This is a genomic window from Nocardioides hungaricus (assembly GCF_054782915.1).
In genome coordinates, this window is record NZ_BAAGRO010000026.1 from 70,450 (window position 1) to 88,642 (window position 18,193).

General features: G+C 74.5%; 16 protein-coding genes. 8 read left to right on the forward strand and 8 right to left on the reverse strand.

Features of this window, described 5'->3' with window-relative positions:
• Positions 1-7: 7 nt before the first annotated feature.
• Positions 8-1,345 (reverse strand): cryptochrome/photolyase family protein, encoded by a 1,338-nt coding sequence (locus ACYVKX_RS11355; protein WP_460832133.1) that lies wholly within the window; start codon positions 1,343-1,345, stop codon positions 8-10.
• Positions 1,346-1,391: 46 nt separating this feature from the next.
• On the opposite strand from ACYVKX_RS11355, the gene ACYVKX_RS11360 reads away from it, so the two are divergent.
• Positions 1,392-2,078, forward strand: coding sequence for a metal-dependent transcriptional regulator (locus ACYVKX_RS11360; RefSeq protein ID WP_460832135.1), 687 nt, complete (start codon positions 1,392-1,394; stop codon positions 2,076-2,078).
• Here ACYVKX_RS11360 and ACYVKX_RS11365 read toward each other — a convergent pair.
• Positions 2,065-2,922, reverse strand: coding sequence for a Sir2 family NAD-dependent protein deacetylase (locus ACYVKX_RS11365; protein WP_460832137.1), 858 nt, complete (start codon positions 2,920-2,922; stop codon positions 2,065-2,067). The two genes, ACYVKX_RS11360 and ACYVKX_RS11365, sit on opposite strands and share 14 nt — an antisense overlap.
• On the reverse strand, positions 2,919-3,188 hold the full coding sequence (locus ACYVKX_RS11370) for a DUF2277 domain-containing protein (RefSeq protein WP_460832141.1): 270 nt from the start codon (positions 3,186-3,188) through the stop codon (positions 2,919-2,921). The genes ACYVKX_RS11365 and ACYVKX_RS11370 overlap by 4 nt, the downstream gene beginning before the upstream one ends.
• Positions 3,189-3,232: 44 nt before the next feature.
• Between ACYVKX_RS11370 and ACYVKX_RS11375 the strand changes: the two genes are divergently transcribed.
• On the forward strand, positions 3,233-4,414 hold the full coding sequence (locus ACYVKX_RS11375) for a saccharopine dehydrogenase family protein (RefSeq protein ID WP_460832144.1): 1,182 nt from the start codon (positions 3,233-3,235) through the stop codon (positions 4,412-4,414).
• A 327-nt stretch (positions 4,415-4,741) separates the two neighbouring features.
• Entirely contained in the window at positions 4,742-5,572 is an 831-nt protein-coding gene (locus ACYVKX_RS11380; RefSeq protein ID WP_460832146.1) for an amidohydrolase family protein, read from the forward strand.
• 24 nt (positions 5,573-5,596) lie between these two features.
• On the opposite strand, the gene ACYVKX_RS11385 is transcribed toward ACYVKX_RS11380, so the two are convergent.
• The 3 genes from ACYVKX_RS11385 to ACYVKX_RS11395 are packed head-to-tail and all read right to left on the reverse strand — an operon-like array spanning position 5,597 to position 9,278.
• Positions 5,597-6,754 carry an MSMEG_0565 family glycosyltransferase gene (locus ACYVKX_RS11385; RefSeq protein WP_460832148.1) on the reverse strand — a complete coding sequence of 386 codons (1,158 nt, stop codon included), beginning with the start codon at positions 6,752-6,754 and terminating at the stop codon, positions 5,597-5,599.
• A 2-nt stretch (positions 6,755-6,756) separates the two neighbouring features.
• Entirely contained in the window at positions 6,757-8,289 is a 1,533-nt protein-coding gene (locus tag ACYVKX_RS11390; RefSeq protein WP_460832149.1) for a hypothetical protein, read from the reverse strand.
• On the reverse strand, positions 8,286-9,278 hold the full coding sequence (locus ACYVKX_RS11395; protein ID WP_460832151.1) for a carbamate kinase: 993 nt from the start codon (positions 9,276-9,278) through the stop codon (positions 8,286-8,288). Before ACYVKX_RS11395 ends, ACYVKX_RS11390 begins: the two co-directional genes overlap by 4 nt.
• Before the next feature lie 100 nt (positions 9,279-9,378).
• Here ACYVKX_RS11395 and ACYVKX_RS11400 point away from each other — a divergent pair, with 100 nt between their 5' ends.
• From ACYVKX_RS11400 to ACYVKX_RS11410, 3 genes are all read left to right on the forward strand, one after another.
• On the forward strand, positions 9,379-10,035 hold the full coding sequence (locus tag ACYVKX_RS11400; RefSeq protein ID WP_460832154.1) for a hypothetical protein: 657 nt from the start codon (positions 9,379-9,381) through the stop codon (positions 10,033-10,035).
• A 63-nt stretch (positions 10,036-10,098) separates the two neighbouring features.
• Entirely contained in the window at positions 10,099-11,259 is a 1,161-nt protein-coding gene (locus ACYVKX_RS11405) for an MSMEG_0568 family radical SAM protein (protein ID WP_460832157.1), read from the forward strand.
• Positions 11,256-11,780: an MSMEG_0567/Sll0786 family nitrogen starvation N-acetyltransferase gene (locus ACYVKX_RS11410; protein WP_460832159.1), complete on the forward strand. Its 525-nt coding sequence runs from the start codon at positions 11,256-11,258 to the stop codon at positions 11,778-11,780. Before ACYVKX_RS11405 ends, ACYVKX_RS11410 begins: the two co-directional genes overlap by 4 nt.
• A 14-nt stretch (positions 11,781-11,794) precedes the next feature.
• On the opposite strand, the gene ACYVKX_RS11415 is transcribed toward ACYVKX_RS11410, so the two are convergent.
• Entirely contained in the window at positions 11,795-12,748 is a 954-nt protein-coding gene (locus ACYVKX_RS11415) for an AIR synthase related protein (RefSeq protein ID WP_460832162.1), read from the reverse strand.
• Between the two features lie 54 nt (positions 12,749-12,802).
• On the opposite strand from ACYVKX_RS11415, the gene ACYVKX_RS11420 reads away from it, so the two are divergent.
• Positions 12,803-14,218, forward strand: a complete 1,416-nt coding sequence (locus ACYVKX_RS11420) for a YlbE family protein (protein WP_460832166.1) — start codon at positions 12,803-12,805, stop codon at positions 14,216-14,218.
• Between the two features lie 3 nt (positions 14,219-14,221).
• Positions 14,222-15,001 carry an oxamate carbamoyltransferase subunit AllH family protein gene (locus ACYVKX_RS11425; protein WP_460832169.1) on the forward strand — a complete coding sequence of 260 codons (780 nt, stop codon included), beginning with the start codon at positions 14,222-14,224 and terminating at the stop codon, positions 14,999-15,001.
• On the opposite strand, the gene ACYVKX_RS11430 is transcribed toward ACYVKX_RS11425, so the two are convergent.
• On the reverse strand, positions 14,964-18,143 hold the full coding sequence (locus ACYVKX_RS11430) for an ATP-binding protein (RefSeq protein ID WP_460832172.1): 3,180 nt from the start codon (positions 18,141-18,143) through the stop codon (positions 14,964-14,966). The genes ACYVKX_RS11425 and ACYVKX_RS11430 overlap by 38 nt on opposite strands.
• Positions 18,144-18,193 lie beyond the last annotated feature (50 nt).

Here is an 18,193-nt window from a genome sequence, read left to right on the forward strand (position 1 = left end):
GGCTCCGTCAACGGATCTCCTCCCAGCGGTCGAGCGCCTCCCGGCGTTCGACCGCGTGGTCGACGATCGGGTCCGGGTAGCCCGACGCACGGCGGTCCTCGGGGCTGGGGTCGTGCGGGTCGCCGGCCCCGGCCAGCTCCGGCACCCACTGCCGCACGTAGCCGCCGTCGGGGTCGAACCTGCGCCCCTGCGACGTCGGGTTGAAGACCCGGAAGTACGGCGCCGCGTCGACGCCGCTCCCGGCCGCCCACTGCCAGTTCTGCTGGTTGGACGCGAGGTCGCCGTCGGCCAGCCACTCCATGAAGTGCCGCGCCCCGTGCCGCCACTCGACGTGCAGGTCCTTGACCAGGAAGCTAGCGACCACCATCCGCACCCGGTTGTGCATCCAGCCGGTCGCCCGCAGCTGCCGCATGCCGGCGTCGACGATCGGATAGCCGGTGCGTCCCTCCCGCCACGCGGCGAAGGTGCTGCCCGGCCGGTCGTAGCGCATGCCGGCGTACTCCGGGCGCAGGTAGTCCCGCGCCGTCTCCGGCCGCGCGGCCAGCACGTCGGCGAAGAACTCACGCCACGCCAGCTCCCGGCGGTACGCCGCCGCCCCGTCGCTGCGCAGCCGCGCGAGGTCCGCCAGCAGCGTGCGCGGGTGGACCTCGCCCCAGCGCAGGTGCACCGACATCCGCGAGGTGGTGTCGAGGTCGGGCCGGTCGCGCTCGTCGGCGTAGTCCGCGACCCGGTCCAGGAACGCCGCCCACTGCCGCAGCGCGGCGTCCTCGCCGGCCGCGGGCAGCTCGAGACCGTCCGGCAGGTCCGGCTCGGGCAGGTCCACCGTGTCGTCGAGCCCCGCCCACTCGACGTCGGCGGGCGCGTCGATCGGCCCGCGCCAGCCGTGCTCGGCCCAGGCGCGGTGGTACGGCGTGAACACCCGGTACGGCTCGCCGGCCCTGGTCGTCACCCGGCCCGGTGCCACGGCGTAGGGCGAGCCGGTGCGCACCAGCTCGATGCCGTGCCCGGCCAGCGCCTGCTCGAGGTGCTCATCGCGGCGCCGGCCGTACGGGCCGAAGTCGGCCGCGACATGCACGCGCTCGGCACCGACCGAGCGGGCGGCGTCGACCACCCGGCGTACCGGATCGCCCTCGACGACGGCGAGGGCGCCGATGCTCGCGGAGAGCGAGTGGAGCGACGCCGTCAGATAGCCACGGCGGCTCGGGCCGGACGGCCCCCACAGCGCTGGATCGAGGACGAAGAGGGGGAGCACGGGGCCGTCCGCGGCCGCGGCCACGAGGGCGGGGTTGTCGCGCAGGCGGAGGTCGCGGCGGAACCACATCACGGACGGGATCACGGTCGGCATCTCCGCCAGCCTGCCAGCAGGTTGGTGGATGGGACACAATGAGCGCGTGAGCGACCTGATCGACACCACCGAGATGTACCTGCGGACCATCTACGAGCTGGTCGAGGAGGGCATCGTCCCGCTGCGCGCCCGGATCGCCGAGCGGCTGCACCAGAGCGGGCCGACCGTGTCGCAGACCGTGGCGCGGATGGAGCGCGACGGGCTGCTCACCGTCCAGGGCGACCGGCACCTCGAGCTGACCGACGAGGGGCTGCGCCTCGCCACGCGGGTGATGCGCAAGCACCGGCTCGCCGAGCGGCTGCTCACCGACGTGATCGGCCTCGAGTGGGAGCTGGTGCACGAGGAGGCGTGCCGCTGGGAGCACGTGATGTCGGAGACCGTCGAGCGCCGGCTGCTGAAGCTGCTCGACCACCCGACCGAGTCGCCCTACGGCAACCCGATCCCCGGCCTCGACGAGCTCGGCGAGGCGGAGCTCGGCGAGGACTTCATGGACGGCGTCGAGCCGCTCTCGCAGGCCGCGAGCGCCCAGGAGGGCCGGGTCCTGGTCCGCCGCATCTCCGAGGAGATGCAGAAGGACGAGATGCTGATGAGCGCGATGCGCCGCGTCGGCGCGCTGCCCGACAAGACCATCACCGTCGTCGCGACCGAGGAGGGCGTGCTCGTCGGCTCCGGTGGCGAGACCGCCGAGATCGTGCCCGAGGCGGCCGACCACATCTTCGTCAAGAGGCTCTGACCGGCCGCGCCGCCTCCGCGAGCTCGCCGAGGAACTCGCTGCACCCCGCGTCGACCGTCGCGGTCGCCAGCTCGTCCCCGCGCGTCGCGCCCCGGTTGACGATCACCACCGGCACGCCGGCTCTCGCCGCCCGCCGCACGAACCGGAGTCCCGACATCACCGTCAGGCTCGACCCGGCCACCAGCAGCGCGCCACCGGCCTCCGCCAGCGCGTCCACCGCCGCGTAGCACCGCTCCACCCGCGGCGCCGGCACGTTCTCCCCGAAGAACACCACGTCCGGCTTGAGCACGCCGCCGCACCCACCACACGCCGGTACGGCGAACCCGGCGGTGTCCTCCAGGTCGACGTCGCCGTCCGGGCGGATCGCGACCTCGGCGTACCGCTCCGCGAAGCCGGGGTTCAGCGCCGCCATCTCGGCCTGGAGCGCGGTCCGCGCCGACGTGGCCCGGCAGCCGAGGCAGACCACGTCCGCGATCCGGCCGTGCAGCGCGACCAGCCGCGGGGTGCCGGCGCGCTCGTGCAGCCCGTCGACGTTCTGGGTGATGAGCAGCTCGGGCGCGATCTCGGCCAGCGCGCGGTGGCCGGGGTTCGGCTCGGCGCCGCCCATCCGGCCCCACCCGAGGTGGCTGCGCGCCCAGTACCGCTGCCGTGCGGCCGGCCCGGACACGAACTCCTGGTAGGTCATCGGCGTGCGCGCCGAGGAGCTGTTCCCCGCCGGCCTGGGCCCGCGGTAGTCGGGGATGCCGGAGTCGGTCGACAGGCCGGCGCCGGTGAGCACGACCAGTGGGCGGCCGAGCAGGAGGTCGAGCGCCGCCCGGGTCACCGATCCGGTCGAGACGCTCACCGGACGTACCGGAGCTCCGCGCGCGCCCGTGCCTTGGCCGCCTCGACCTCGCGGCTCTTCGGCGGCGCGGTGGTGACCAGGTCGTCGAGGAGGTGCTGGGTGAGATGCGCGATCTCCCGCACCGCCCGGTCGAACACCTCCTGGTTGGCCCGGCTCGGCTTCGTGGTGCCGCTGACCTTGCGGACGTACTGCAGGGCCGCCGCGGCGACCTCGTCCGAGGTGGCCGGCGGCTCGAAGTTGTTCAGCGGGCGGATGTTGCGGCACATGCCCACGAGCCTACGTCGCCCGGCGACCTGCCAGAGTGGGCTGCATGAGCGAAGTGACTCGCGAGTACGACGTCGTCCTGTTCGGGGCCACCGGGTTCACCGGCGGCCTGACCGCCGAGTACCTCGCCCAGCACGCCCCCGACGGGCTGCGCTGGGCGCTGGCCGGCCGCAATCGGGCGAAGCTCGAGGCGGTCCGCGACCGGCTCCGTGACCGGCTCGGTGACCAGGGGGGCGGCGACGTACCCCTGCTGCACGCCGACGCCACCGACCGGGTCTCGCTGGCCGACGTCGCCGACGCGACCCGGGTCGTGATCACCACGGTCGGGCCCTACCTCGAGCACGGCGAGCCGCTGGTCGCGGCGTGCGCCGAGGCCGGCACCGACTACGTCGACCTGACCGGCGAGCCCGAGTTCGTCGACCGCGTCTACCTCGCCCACCACGCGACCGCACAGCGCTCCGGCGCGCGGATCGTGCACGCCTGCGGCTTCGACTCCGTCCCGCACGACCTCGGCGCGCTGTATGCCGTCCGACAACTCGCCGCGACCGGCCCGGTCCGGCTGCGCGGCGTGGTCCGCTCCGGCGCGGGGCTCTCCGGCGGCACGTTCCACTCCGCCCTCGGCCAGTTCTCGCGCGCCCGCCAGATGCGCGCGGCCATGCAGGCGCGGCGCCGCGCCGAGCCGCGCCCGGAGGGCCGCACGTCCCGGGCCGTGCAGGGCAGGCCGCACCGCGACCCGGTCCTCGGCTACTGGCTGCTCCCGCTCCCGACGATCGACCCGTTCGTGGTCGCGCGCAGCGGCGCCGCGCTCGCGGCGTACGGCCCGGACTTCTCCTACTCCCACTACGCCGGCACCAAGACGCTGCGGTACGCCGCCGGCGGCGCCGTCGCCGCGGCCGCCATGTTCGGCGCCGCCCAGGTGCCGCCGCTGCGGCGGCTCCTGCTCGGCCGGGTCCCCGCGGGCGCGGGCCCGGACGAGGAGCGCCGCGCGAAGTCGTGGTTCACCGTCGACTTCGTCGCCGAGGGCGACGGCCGCATCGTCCGCACCCGCGTGAGCGGCGGCGACCCCGGCTACGACGAGACCGCGAAGATGCTCGCCGAGTCCGCCCTCTGCCTGGCCCTCGACGACAACCCGCAGACGGCCGGCCAGGTCACCACCGCCCAGGCGATGGGCGACAACCTGCTCGCCCGCCTCCAGTCCGCCGGGATCAGGTTGGAGGTCGTCGAGTAGAGGTCGCCGCTGGAGGCTCGTCGTCGTTGCGGTCCACGGCGCGTCGAGGATCACGACCTGTCCCGTCAGACACCGCGAGTCGGCGCGTCTTGCCCGCTCGGATGCCGCGAGTCGGCGCGTCTTGCCCATGACCCGGGCAACTTGCACCGAGTCGGTGTCTTCTGGCGGGCAAGTTGCGCCGACTCGGCGTCTCCGGGCCGAGCCGTCGCGCCGGAGGCGATCGTCACCGCCTGACACGCGGTTCCCTCGGGCTGGACGGACCCGATGGCGTATCGGATACGAAACGAAGGTATTGCATACGACACATTCGTTCCGTAGCGTGACGGCATGACAACCTCCTTCCGAGTCAACGACGCACACCGGCACCTGGGGGTCATGCCGGCCTTCCCGTTCTACGGCGGCCCACCGTGCCACCCCGACATCTCGGCCCGGGCGACCGTCGCCGAGCTGATCGCCGACCTCGACCGGGAGGGCACGGAGCGGGCCGTGGTCATCCCGAACTACGGCGTCCCGCGGGCCGAGGTCTCCTTCGGCTTCAACCCGCTGGTGCTCGAGGCCGCCGCGGCCGACGACCGGATCCGCTGCGGGCTGTGGACCTCGCCGAGGCCCCAGGACGCCGAGCTGACCGACGAGGCGCTCGCGTTGGCCGGCGAGCCGGGCGTCGTCGCCCTCAAGAGCAGCTTCCTGCTCGGCGGCCGCGCCGACGACGAGGAGTGCCTGATCCAGCTGGACAAGATCTTCGGCACCGCCCGCGAGCGCGGCCTGGTCGTGCACTTCCACACCTCGCCCGGCGCGGCCTCGGACATCGACCAGGTCGGCCAGCTGGTGGACCGCTACGGCGACGACGTGAAGATCCACCTCGTGCACTTCGGCGGCGGCATGAGCGGCCACATCAAGCTGATCAACGAGCGGTTCTTCGACTGGATCGCCGCCGGGAAGCAGGTCTACACCGACCTGTCGTGGTCGATCGGCTTCGCGCCCCGCTGGCTGGCCAGCGAGATCGACCGGCGCGGCCTCGGCCAGGACCGGGTGCTGTTCGCCAGCGACGAGCCCTGGGGGGACTACGTCGGCGAGGTCGCTCGCCTCGAGGCCGCCACCGAGAGCGCCGAGCTCGCCCGGCTGATGCTGCGGGACAACTACGACGCCCTCTACGGCTGAGCGGCACGGCTGAGCGGCCGGCGATCAGGTGGTGGCGAGCGACCGGCGGTAGAGCTCGAGGTGCTGGGCGGCCGTGCGCTCCCACGAGTACGCCGCCGCGAGCATCGGTCCGCGGGCCGCCAGCCGGCGCCGGGCCGGCTCGTCGTCGATCAGCCGGGCCAGGCCCCGCGCCAGCGACTCCGGGTCGCCCGCGCGGGTCATCAGCACGTCCTCCTCGTCGGCGAGGAACTCGTGGAACACCTCGATGTCGGAGGTGACCACCGGCAGCCCGGCCGCCATCGCCTCCAGCACCACCAGCCCCCAGCCCTCCTTCATGGAGGGGAACGCGAACCCGTCGGCGGCGGCGAACCACCTCGGCAGCTCGGCGTCGGGCACCGTGCCGAGCAGCACCACGTCCTCGCCGAGGCGCAGCCCGTTCCCCTCCAGCGAGCCGAGCACCGCCTCGCGGTAGGCGCGGTAGTCCTGGAACGAGTGCCCGCCGACGATCGCGAGCACGGGCGGAGCGCGGTGCGCGGCCTTCAGTCGGGCCAGGGCGTCGACCAGGTGGACAGTGCCCTTGCGCGGCTCGATGCCGCCCACGGTCAGCAGCAGGAACCGGCCTTCGGCACCGACCCGCTGCCGCAGCTCGGCCCGCTCGTCGTCGGCGAGGCGCGCGCCGAACCGGGCGGTGCGCACGCCGTTCGTGACGATGCTCGCCTCGACGCCGGGGTCGGCCCGCAGCAGCCGCTGCCACAGCCGGCTGACCACCAGCACGCCGTCCGGCTCGAGGATCGCCCGCCGCTGGCAGTCGACGAGCGCCGGGGTGGTGAAGTCGTCGACGTGGTGCACGGTCCGCAGCACCCGGAACGGCGCTCCCTCGTCGCGGACGCGCGCCGCCGCCCGGGCCGAGATGCAGTCCTGGCTGTGCACGATGTCGAAGCGGTCGCCGATCCCGCGCAGCCCCTCGGTCAGGGTGGCGATCGACTGGAAGACCCGCTCCTCGAGCGTCTCGGCCGGGGCCGGCGCCTCGACCAGGTGGACCGGGACGTCGACCGGGCGGAAGAAGGTCCGGCCGCCGTCCGAGAGCGCGACCACGGTGACGTCGACCCCGGCGGCCTGGAGCGCCTCGGCCAGCTCGAGCGTGTGCACCACGCCGCCCCGCGGCTTCACGGAGTACGTCGTGAGCGCGACGCGGAGGGACACGGCTAGAGCTCCGTCGCGACCAGCGCGGGGTCCCGCAGCGCGACGGCCGACGCGGCCAGGGCCGCCCGCGCGGCGGTCTCGGTCACCAGGCAGCCCGCCCGGCGCAGCGTCTCCCGCTGCGCGTCGTACCCCTGCGGGTCGAGCTCGGTGCCGAGCACGTACGCGACGACGACCGCGCCGCTGGCGGTCGCCTTCTCGATCGCCGGCGCGAGCGTCCCCGCCGGGTCGGGGTGGGCCCCGTCGCCGATCACCACGTCGAGCAGGACCGCGGCGACCGAGGGGTCCTCGGCCTGCTGCTCGATGAGCTCGACGCGAGCCTGGGGGTCGATCATCGGGTGCGGCCGGCCCCGGGTGTACTCCTCCTCGCCGAGGTCGAGGAACAGGTGGTCCTCGGGCGCGGCGGACTCGACGGTGAGCGAGGCGTCGAGCGGGACGTTGGAGTGGATCGGGCCGAGGTGGTCGGTGGCGATGGTGAGCGCCTCGTAGCAGAGCGTTCCGCCGCTGTAGAGGCCGACGACCCGGCGCCGGGCCGGGTCCATCCCGGTGACCACGCCGGCCACGTCCTCGGCGAGGCCCTGCACCAGGTCGGGCGCGGTCTGGCCGGCGAGCGCCAGCGTGCGGATCGCGCCCTGCTCGAGGGTGGTCACGACCGTGACGTGGTCGGCGGTCGCGAGCTCGTCGCCGCGCAGTCCCATGAGGGCGGCGACGGTCGGCTTGGCCGGCACTCCGAGCAGCCGCTCCGCGACCTCGCGGGCCGGCGGCTTGGAGACCAGCAGGACCACCTCGGTCCGGTCGTCGGCGTCCAGGGCGCGCAGCGCGGACTCGGCCATCAGGCCGCCGACCTCGGGCGAGAGGTCGCGGCCGCCGACGCCGATCACGTGCGAGACGCCCACACCCCAGCGGCCCAGGAGACTCATCACCTCCTGCGCGCCGGTGCCGGCCGCGGCCACGATCCCGACCCTGCCGGGCTCCACCCGGTTGGCGAACGCCAGGCCGGCGCCGGCGACCATCGCGGTCCCCGCACCCGGGCCCATCACGAGGCGGCCGAGGCCGCGGGCCCGCTCCTTGAGCGCGACCTCGTCCTCGAGCGGCACGTTGTCGCTGAACAGCAGGACGTCGAGGCCGGCGCTGAGCGCCTTGTGCGTCTCGAGCGCGGCGTACGCTCCCGGCACGGAGATGACCGCCAGGTTGGCTGCAGGATGCTCGGCCAGCGCGCCGGCCAGGTCGGCGGCGTGCCGCTCGGCGTCCTGGCCCGGTGCGGCGGTGGCGGCGAACAGCGTCTCCTCCGCGGTCTCGAGCGCGGCGTCCGCGTCCGCGTCGTCGTCGGCCCGGACGGCCAGCACCAGGTCGTTGGCGCCGGCGTCCCCGACGCCGTCGGTCACGCCGTGCTCGGCGAGGGTCTCGAGGTTGGCCGACGTGGCCATCAGCGCCCAGCCCCACGAGACGCCGGGTGAGTCGAGGATCGCGCGAGTGGCCTCGAGGAGGCGGACGCTGTCCTTGTAGGAGTTCTTGCGTACGGCGACGCGGGTGGTCATCCGACCAGCTCCTCGGCGGGCTCGGGGAGGATCCGCGTGCCGCGGGCACCCTCCACGACGCCGTGGGGCTCGTCGAGGGTCGCGTAGACCAGCTCGGGCGTGGTGATGGCCGCGAACCGCGGCCGCCTCGTCGAGGTCGAGCCCTCGACGAAGGCGACGGCGGCCCGCATCTTCGGCCCCATGCTCCCGGGCGGGAACTGGCCGTCGGCCAGGTGTGCCCTGGCCTCCGAGACCGACAGGTCCGCGATCGGGCGCTCCTGCGGCGTACCGAAGTCGAGCTTCACCGCGGGGACGCCGGTGACCATCACCAGGGCGTTGGCGTCGACCGCGACCGCGATCTGCGCGGCCGCGAAGTCCTTGTCGATGACGGCGTCCACGCCGCGGTAGGCGCCGTCCTCCTCCACGACCGGGATGCCGCCACCGCCCGCGGCCACCACGATGTGGCCGGACTGCGCCAGTGCGGCGATCGCGTGCGCCTCGAGCGTGGCTAGCGGCGCCGGGGACGGTACGACGCGGCGACAGCCCCGCCCCGAGTCGGGCGCCATGGTCCAGCCGCGCAGGCGGGTGAGCTCCTCGGCCTCGGCCTCGGCGAAGAACGGGCCGATCGGCTTGGTCGGGTCGGCGAAGGCCGGGTCGTCCCTGTCGACGACGACGTGGGTGACGATGCAGACCGCGCCCGGGATCTCGCGCCCGCACACCTCCCGCAGGGCCAGGCAGATCAGGCTGCCCAGGGCGCCTTGCGTCATCGCGCCGAGCGAGTGGAGGGGGAGCGCCGGGACCAGCCGGGCGCCCTCCTCGTGCTGGATCGCCAGGTTGCCCACCTGCGGCCCGTTGCCGTGCACGATGATCGCCTGCCAGCCCTTGCGGAGCAGGGACCGCACCGACTTCGACATGGTGAGCGCGTTGGCGTACTGCTCCTCCAGGGTGCCCCGCTGGTCCTCGCGAATGAGGGCGTTCCCGCCCAGGGCGATCACCGCGATGTTCCTCATGGACCCACTTCCGGCAGCTGGGGACGTCGTGCGTCGGATTGCGCCGTCGTACGATAACAGGCATATGTCTCGTATAGTAGATGAACCAGGATGCGATGGGATGGCTGCGATGGCCGACGAGATGACCGCGCGAGCGCTGCGGACCGCGTGGCGGCAGGCGGAGCAGTCCCTGTACGCGATCGGCGGCGACGTCGACCGATACGAGCAGGCGATCCGGCTGGTGCGCGCGGTGTCGGACGAGCTCGGCGACGTCGAGTCGACCGCCGCCCTGGTGGACCGGTGGCCGGACGCCGAGGCGCTGGTCGGAGCCGCGTCGGCACGGGCGGGGGTGCCGGTCGGCGGCCTCCAGGTGGATCGGGTCGCGGGCGCGGCGTTCGCGCTCCGGTGCGCCGCACTCCAGGCCCAGGAGGCGCGGAAGGCGCGTACGGAGCTGGTCCGTGCGGCACGGGTCGAGGGCGCCGGCTGGGTGGTGCTGCACGAGAGCGGCGATCCGCTGGCGGGCCTGGCCGACCCCTACGGCTCGACCCGGATGCACGTCGGCTCCGGCCTGGCGATCGTCGCCGGCCTGCACCCGGACCCCTCCGACGGATCACCGGTGCGCACCCTCGTCGTGGTCCAGCTCGACCCCGAGACGGGCGACCTCCTCGACGACGACCCCGGCGTGGCCGACCTGGCCTGCCCCGACGTCGCGTCCCTCCGCGCCGGCGAGTCCACGCTCCGCGGATTGGTCGAGCAGCGCGCCTCGAGACGTATCTGATAGTAGACGGTCATGTCCGTGACGAAGTAAAGTGGCACCACGCCTCGTCCGGAAGGATCGCCCGTGACCCGCTCAGCGTCCAGAGTGCCCATCGCCACGGTCGACGACGGCAGCCGGCTGAGCGACCTGATCCTGGAGCTCCAGTCGAAGGGCCTCGCGGTCAATGGCGCGCTGGAGAGGCGGCCGGGGGGCGCGGGCCCGTCGGACGCCGGGATGGTCTGGGTCGAGGGGACGCCGGTGACGGTCCCGGTCGACGCGCCGTACGTCGCGGGCACGCCGTACACCATGGAGCGCGAGGACTCCGGGCACGGGATCTACAAGGACGGCGTCCGGCTCGCATCGGCCACGCCGGCGGGCCGGCCCCGCTTCTACGAGCTGGAGACGGCCGACGGCACGCCGTACTGGAAGCTCGCGCTGATGCACCTCGACTCGCTCGCGAGCACGGTCCTCCAGACCTGCGCCTACTGGGGGAACGACGACCAGTGCAGGTTCTGCGGCATCGGCGTCTCGCTCGCGTCGGGCAGCACGGTCAAGGTCAAGCGGCCCGAGCAGCTCGCCGAGGTGGCGGTCGCCGCCCGCGATCTCGACGGTGCCGTGGACATCACGCTCACGACGGGCTCGACGTTCGGCAAGGACCGAGGGGCGTTCTACGTCAGCAGGTGCGGCCACGCGATGAAGGAGGCATCCGGCCTGCCGGTCGAGGTGCAGTTCGAGCCGCCCACCGAACTCGCGGTCATCGACCGGGTCCACGACCTGGGCATCGACTCGCTCGGCATCCACGTGGAGTCGTTCGACCCGCAGGTGCTGGCCCGGGTGGCCCCGCCGAAGGCGCGGACCGGCATCGAGCGCTACTTCGAGACCTGGGAGTACGCCGTCGAGCGTTTCGGCGAGGGCCAGGTCTCGACCTACGTCATCCTCGGCATGGGCGAGGACCCGGACCTGACCATCGAATCCTGCAAGCGCGCGGTCGACATCGGCGTCTACCCGTTCATCGTCCCGCTGCGCCCGGTGCCGGGAAGCCTGATGGCCGACGAGACGCCGCCGCCGCACGACTACACCGAGCGGATCGCGCGCGCCGTGGCACCCGAGCTGGTCCGGCGCGGCCTGACCGCCGACAAGGTCGCCGCCGGCTGCGCCCGGTGCCAGGCCTGCTCGGCTCTCGGCTCGCTCGAGCGCACCATCCAGCTGGGCATGCCGGCCGTCCCGGTGCGGGACGCCTCGTGAGCCGGACCGAGGACATCGGTGTCTGGATCGCCGACCACGACGACCGCGCCGCGCACTACTCGATCCGGCACCGCGTGTTCGTCCTCGAGCAGCGGGTCATGGAGCTCACCGACATCGACATCCACGACCTCTCGCCCGGCACCGTCCACGTGCTCGCCGCGCACGGCCGCCGGACCGTCGGGGCGGTGCGGCTGTACCCGCTGCAAGACGGCCTCTGGCAGGGCGATCGGCTCGCGGTGCTCCCCTCGCACCGGTCGTCGATGGTCGGGGCCGAGCTGGTCCGCTTCGCCGTCGCGACCGCCGCGGCACGCGGTGGCAGCTCGATGACGGCGCAGATCCAGCTCCCGAACGTGCGGTTCTTCGAGCGGCTCGGGTGGGTCCGGGCGGGCGAGCCGGCGCCGTACTGCGGCCTCGAGCACCAGGCCATGTGCTTCGACCTCGGCCGGGCGCCCGGAGTGACCATGCGTGGGCGGCCGGTGGGCCTGGAGGTCGGGCCGGCCCTGGAGGCGCGGACGGGCTGACCCTCACCGCCCCCTCACCGCCAGAGGCCGGTCACGCCCTCGGCGGCCAGGTCGAGCAGGACCGCCTCGCGGTCGCCGCTCGCGATCCGCAGCTCGGTGCTCTCGTCGACCTGTCCGACCTCCCGGCACGCGAGCCCGTGCCGCTCGAACAGGTCGACGCACTCGCCGGCGCGGCCCGCCTCGGTGGTGATCCAGAAGGCGTACGTCGGGAAGGCGACCAGCCAGCACAGGGGGTCGGTGCCGGCCGGCACCGGCAGCAGATCCAGGTCCACCCGGGTGCCGTGGCGGGTGAACTCCAGCAGCATCGCGAGCGAGCCGAGGGCACCGGCCATCGACACGTCCTTGGCCGCCACCGCCGCACCCGAGTCCGCGAGCCGGGCGAGCAGGCGCACGTCGCGGGCGAGTGTCGGGGCCTGCTCGCTGATCGAGGTGAAGAACGGGAAGTCCGTGCGCATGGTGCCGTCGAGGCAGGCGGCGAGCAGCACGGACTGGCCGGGCCGGACCGCGGCCATGGACAGGGGAGAGCGCACCTGCCCGAGTGCGAAGGCCGACAGCGAGCAGTCGCCCTCCGCGCGGGTGGTGTGGCCGCCGACGACGGGCACGTCGTACATCGCGGCCGCGTCGTGCAGGCCGCGCAGCACCTCGTGCACGTCGGCGTCCGGGCCGACGACGGTGTCGACGACGGCCCGCGGCACACCACCCATCGCGGCGACGTCGTTGACGTTGGCGAGGACGGCGGCGACGCCCGCGCCGTACGGGTCCCGGCGGACGAACGCCGGCGCGATGGCCTCGCCGCAGACGACCACGCGGACGCCGTCGATCTCGACCACGGCGCCGTCGTCGCCGGGTCCGCGCAACGGGTCGCCCGGATCGACGAAGGCGCGGAGCTGGGAGATCGCCTCCTTGCCCGAGACGCCTGCGTGCCGCCGGACGGCGACGACGACCTCGTCGAGCTCCGCGCTCCCCATGCGTCGTATCGTATAGTAGATTTCACGTGTCCGTCATGACAGGAAGGCGCTGCGATGAGTGGCACTCCCGTGGTCGCCCTGCCGAGCTCGGTCGACGTGGTCAACATCGGCCTCCCGCTGTTCGAGGACGCGCTGCGCGACCAGGGCGTGGCGGTCGTCGGCGTGGACTGGCGGATCCCCGCGGGCGGGGCGCTCGACGTGGTGACGGCCCTGGCCCGGCTCTACGGCCCGCAGGCCGAGCGGGTCGACCGTGCGAACGGGGAGGTCCTCCGGCGGCTCAACGACGGGGTGCCCCTGCTGGTCGGCATCGACCGCGCCGGCGCGGTGGTCCCGGGCATGGGCGAGCGCGACGTCCTGCACTGCGGCCCCGCGATCGCCTGGGCGGAGATGCCGGACCCGCTCCAGCGCTCGGTGCGCGCGGCCGTCGTGGCCGAGGGCTGGGCGGACGACGTCGAGGCGGCCGGCCGCCTCGTCGAGGCCGGCGAGGTCACCCTCAAGCCGGCCAACGAGTCGCGCACGGTGCTCCCGATGGCGACCTCGATCGGACCGTCCGCGCCGGTGTACGTGGTGCAGAACGAGGCCGGCGGGGTCACGGCGTACTCCAGCCTCAACCAGGGCTCCGGCGCGGTGCAGTGGTTCGGCGTGGACAGCGACGACGCGATCGCGCGGCTGCGCTTCGTCCGCGACGAGCTCGCCCCGGTGCTCGGTGCGGCGCTGGAGGCGAAGGGGCCGGTCGACGTGTTCTCGCTGGCCGCGCAGGGCGTGTCGATGGGCGACGACGTGCACCTGCGGGTGCAGGCCACGACCAACCTGTTCCTGCGCGACCTGCTGCCCTACCTGGTCCGCGGCACCAACCCGGCCGCGCCGGACGTGGCCACGTTCCTGAGCGGCAACCACCTGATGTTCCTCAACGTCGCCATGGCGGGGGCCAAGTCGCTGGTCGAGTGGGCGGCCGAGGTCCCGGGCTCCAGCATCGTGACCACGATGTCGCGCAACGGTGCGACGTACGGCGTCCGGCTGGCCGGCGGCGGCGACTGGTTCCTCGCGCCGGCACCGCCGGTCCAGGACGCGCTCTACTACCCCGGCCAGGGACCCGAGACCAGCGCTCCCGACATCGGCGACAGCGCGGTGCTCGAGCTGGTCGGGCTCGGCGGCCCGGCCGCGGCGAACTCGCCGGCGGTGGCCGGCTTCCTCGGCGGCCGGATGGCGGACGCGATCGCGGCGACCCGCAGCATGCAGCGGATCTGCGCGGGGGAGAGTCCGCGCCTCCGGCTGCCGATCCTCGACAACGTGGGCACGCCGGTGGGGGTGGATGTCCGCAAGGTGGTCGAGCTCGGCGTCACGCCCGCGGTGAACACCGGCATCGTCCACAGGGCCGACGGCACGGGTCAGGTCGGCGCCGGTGTGGCGTGGGCGCCGATCGAGTGCTTCACCGCTGCGCTGCTCGACCTCGACCGGCGCCTGGCCTGAGCGATGGCTGCCCGCCTCGCTGCGCTGTCGGTCGGAGCCGGGGTCGCTGCCGCCCACCGAGACGGCGCGCACGGGTCGGTGGTCGGCACCTTCCGCCACGGCTGCTACGTGCAGGTCGAGCACGGCGTGTACGCCGTCGCCGGGCCGTCGGTCGTGCCGGGCCCGATCCACCTCGTGGTCGCCGAGCCGCCGCGCCCCGTCGCGGAGGGGCTCGCGGTCTGGCGCACGGGCGACCGGCTCCGGTCGACCGGCTGGGAGGTCGACCTGGGGTCCGTCCCGGCGTACGCACCATCGCAGCCGCACGGCCCGGAGCTGCTGGCCGCCCGGCCCGCCCTCCACCGGATGCTGGGCCGGCTCGCCGTACCCGACGACCTCGCGTCCCGATGGGACGAGGTGCGTGCGGCGGTCGAGGCCGGTGACCTCGGGTCGCTCCGCACGCTGCTCGAGGGCCGGGGGATCGGGCTGACCCCGACCGGGGACGACGTCCTCGCCGGCGTCCTGCTGGTCCGCGCGTGGTGCGGCGACGACTCCGCGTGGCTGCGCGCCGCCGCGCAGGCGGCCGCGACCACCCGCCTGAGCCGGTCGTTCCTGGCCTGGGCGGCGCAGGGCCAGAGCCTCGCCCCGGTCCACGGGCTGGTGGCCGCGGCGGCCGACGACGAGCGCTTCGACCACCTCGTCGACACCATCGCCTCGATCGGCGCCTCGTCCGGGACGGCGCTGCTGTGGGGCATCGGGCTCGCGGCCCTCAGCCCCGCTCCTGCGGCAGCCGACCGGCTCGGGTGAAGCCGCTGCGCAGCTGGCGCGGCAGCGTCGCCTCGAGCCGGCGCAGTGCGTCGCGCGACTCGTCCGGGGCGCCGACCTCGCCGAGCAGCAGCAGCGACCCGGTCCGCCGGGCCAGCCGCGAGGCCTCCGCTCCCCGGCCCATCAGGTGCAGAGCGAGGGACTGGTACTTCAGCGAGCTCGCGGCGCGCGCGGCCTCGAGCAGGGCCTCGGGGTCCTCGGCCCCGAGCCGGGCGGCCACCTCGCGGATCCGCAGGTCCGCGCGCCAGCGGAAGGGCAGCCAGTTGTCGATCAGCCGCCGGGCCGCGGCCAGGTGCTCCGCCGCGCGGTCCGCATGCCCGGCGAGCCGCTCGCTGTCGGCGAGCGCGCACAGGGCGTGCAGCTCCTGCTCGATCTGCAGGCTGCCGGCCTCCACCTCGCGCGACTGCACCAGGGCGAGGTCGGAGAGCTCGTGCGCCCGGTCGTACTCGCCGAGCTCACGCCACACCCACGCGAGCGTGGTGTTGGTCCGGGCACGGTAGAACGACACGTCGTACCGCTCCAGGATCGTCGCCTTGGTCTGCAGCGCGGTCAGCGCGCCCGAGAGGTCGCCCGCGTTGGCCCGGGCCAGGCCGGCGAAGAACAGCCCGCGCAGCAGCGGGTGCAGGGCGCCCAGCTCGGTGGAGACCGCGACGGCGTCGTCGAGGACCTCGATCGCCTCGCCGTACCGGTCCGCGTGGCCGAGCAGCGCGCCCAGGCAGCTGAGCACGGACACCCGCACCGCCTCGTCGTCGTCGCCGACCTCGATCAGTGCCCGCTCGTAGGCGCGGTAGGCCCCGTCGAGGTCTCCCGCCCAGTGCCGGGTGCGGCCGAGCAGGTTCCAGGTGCCGGGGCCGGCGCCGGGCATCTGCGCGCCCTCCTCTGCCCGGGCGACCGCCTCGTCCACGTCGCGCCGGTAGTACGCCGTCCAGCCGAGCCGCTCCACCGCGGACGCGCGCAGCGCGCGGTCGCCCGTGGCCACGGCGAGGGCCTCCGCGGCCTGGTGGTCGTCGGTGGCCCCGTCGAAGTCCGCGAGGTCCTCGCGGGCGGCGCCCCGGCCGATGAGCACGAGGCCCTCGAGCTCCTGGTCACCGCTCTCCCGGGCGGCCTGCAGGGCCGAGGTGAAGAGTCGGACCGCGTCGGCGTTGGCGAACGCCCGACGGGCCAGCGCGGCCGCCTCGTACCACGACCGGGCGGCCGCAGCGACGAGCCCGGCCCGCTGCTGATGGTGGGCCCGGAGCTCGGGCCGCGCCGAGAGGATGTCGGCGAGCTGGCGGTGCCGAAGCATCCGGATCGGTCCGGGCAGGTGGTCGTAGAGCGCCTGCGCGAGGACCGGCGGGGAGAACACGAACAGGTGCTGGCGGGGCTCGAGCAGCCCCGCCTCGAGTGCCTTGACGAGGACCGGCGTGAGCTCGGTCGCGGGGCGTCCGACGAGCTCCTGCAGCGAGTCCACGTCGAACGCGGTGCCGATCACCGATGCCGACTGGAGGAGTTCGTCGACGTCCGCGCCGCTACGGCGTACCCGGTCGAGGACCATCGAGCCGAGGGTCGCGGGGACGGCCGAGCGCGGCTCGCCCCGCCCGAGCGCGGCGAGCACCTCGACCACGAACATCAGGTGGCCCTGCGTCAGCTCCCACACGAACGGCGCCTCGGCCGGTACGCCGGCCTGCTGGGCCAGCTCGGCCACGTCGGACTCGGCCAGCGGGCCGAGCTCGACGCGGAGCCCGTCGGCGGCCAGGCTGCGCAGCTCCTCGTCCATCCGGTCCGCGGGGACCGTGACCACCACCAGGAGCGGCGCGGTCCCGACGTTGTGCAGCAGCCACTGCAGCGCCTCGACGGTGGCGGCGCCGGCCAGGTGCAGGTCGTCGAAGAACAGCAGCAGGGGCTGCTGGTCGGCGGCCGAGGTGAGCACGAAGCGGATGGTGTTGAGCACCCGGCGGTGCTCGATCTCGGGGCTGGCGCGGCGGTACTCGACGACGCCGAGGATCGCGCGCAGGTCCGGCACCAGCTCCACCGCCGTGTCGGACCACAGGCCGAGCAGGGGTGGCAGGGAGTCGGGCGGCGTCGACAGCAGGATCCGGCTCAGTGCGGTCGCGAGCGGCTGCAGGGGCGAGGAGCGGTCGCCCTCGAAGCAGTCCACGCGGATGGCCCGACCGCCCTCGCGCTCGGCGTACTGGGCGAGCTCCTGGGCCAGCGACGAGGTGCCGGCGCCGGGGCCGCCGGTGACGACCACGGACCCCGGGACGCCGCCGGCGGCCGCGTGCCAGCGCTCGATCAGGGCGTCCAGCTCGTCCCGCCGGCCGATCAGCCTCGAGGCGCGGGTCTCGTGTCCGGACCCGTGGCCGGGCGCGGCGCCGGGCTCCGCGCCGCTCACGATCGCGCTGAACAGCTCGTCGGTCGCGCGGCTCGGCTCGACGCCGAACTCCGCCTCGAGCCGGGCACGGAGCGCGTCGTAGGCCCGCAGCGCCGAGGCGCGGTCGCCCAGATGCCACTGGGCGTTCATCAGCGCGCGGGCGGCGACCTCGTCGTGCGGGTCGTGGGCGAGCACACCCTCGGCCCGGTCGACGACGTCGCCCCACATGCCCAGGAGCGACTCGGCGTCCCAGAGGGATCGGTGCAGTCGCCGGGCGAGCGTCTCGACGTACCGCTGCTGGTCCTCGGCCCAGGCCCGCTGGGCGAAGGCGGGCGGGAGCTCCGGGCGCCCTCGGGCCAGGAGGCCCAGGGCGCGCCGGGCGGCGGTCACGGTGACGGCCGGGCTGAGTGCCGCGTTGGTCTGCGCGGACCTGGTCAGCTCCTCGACGCGGGCCAGGTCGCTCGTCCACCCCAGGCCGGCGTTGAAGCGGTAGCCGGTCGACGCGGAGCCGGTGATCAGGTCGGTGCCCACGGTCCGGCGCACCCGGCTCACGAGCGAGGCGATGACGCGGTCCGCCGAGTGCGGCACGTCGTCGTCCCACAGCGCGTCGACCAGCGCGTCGACCTCCACGAGACCGCCGTTGGAGGCGACGAGGCGCCGGAGCAGCACGCTCGCGCGGCCGGCCGGGACCGGGCCGAGCTCGCGCCCGTCGGCGTCGACGACCTCGAGGCTGCCCAGGACGAACACGGTCGCCGGCGCGGAGTGGTTCGGCATCGCCTGGTCCAGCTCCTCTCCCGCTCGATCCGTCTCCTATAATGTACGCT

Coding starts and splice junctions, on each gene's coding strand:
- ACYVKX_RS11355 (WP_460832133.1), bottom strand. CDS start 1,345: ATGCCGACCGTGATCCCGTCCGTGATGTGGTTCCGCCGCGACCTCCGC.
- ACYVKX_RS11370 (WP_460832141.1), bottom strand. CDS start 3,188: ATGTGCCGCAACATCCGCCCGCTGAACAACTTCGAGCCGCCGGCCACC.
- ACYVKX_RS11375 (WP_460832144.1), top strand. CDS start 3,233: ATGAGCGAAGTGACTCGCGAGTACGACGTCGTCCTGTTCGGGGCCACC.
- ACYVKX_RS11380 (WP_460832146.1), top strand. CDS start 4,742: ATGACAACCTCCTTCCGAGTCAACGACGCACACCGGCACCTGGGGGTC.
- ACYVKX_RS11390 (WP_460832149.1), bottom strand. CDS start 8,289: ATGACCACCCGCGTCGCCGTACGCAAGAACTCCTACAAGGACAGCGTC.
- ACYVKX_RS11395 (WP_460832151.1), bottom strand. CDS start 9,278: ATGAGGAACATCGCGGTGATCGCCCTGGGCGGGAACGCCCTCATTCGC.
- ACYVKX_RS11400 (WP_460832154.1), top strand. CDS start 9,379: ATGGCTGCGATGGCCGACGAGATGACCGCGCGAGCGCTGCGGACCGCG.
- ACYVKX_RS11415 (WP_460832162.1), bottom strand. CDS start 12,748: ATGGGGAGCGCGGAGCTCGACGAGGTCGTCGTCGCCGTCCGGCGGCAC.
- ACYVKX_RS11420 (WP_460832166.1), top strand. CDS start 12,803: ATGAGTGGCACTCCCGTGGTCGCCCTGCCGAGCTCGGTCGACGTGGTC.
- ACYVKX_RS11425 (WP_460832169.1), top strand. CDS start 14,222: ATGGCTGCCCGCCTCGCTGCGCTGTCGGTCGGAGCCGGGGTCGCTGCC.
- ACYVKX_RS11430 (WP_460832172.1), bottom strand. CDS start 18,143: ATGCCGAACCACTCCGCGCCGGCGACCGTGTTCGTCCTGGGCAGCCTC.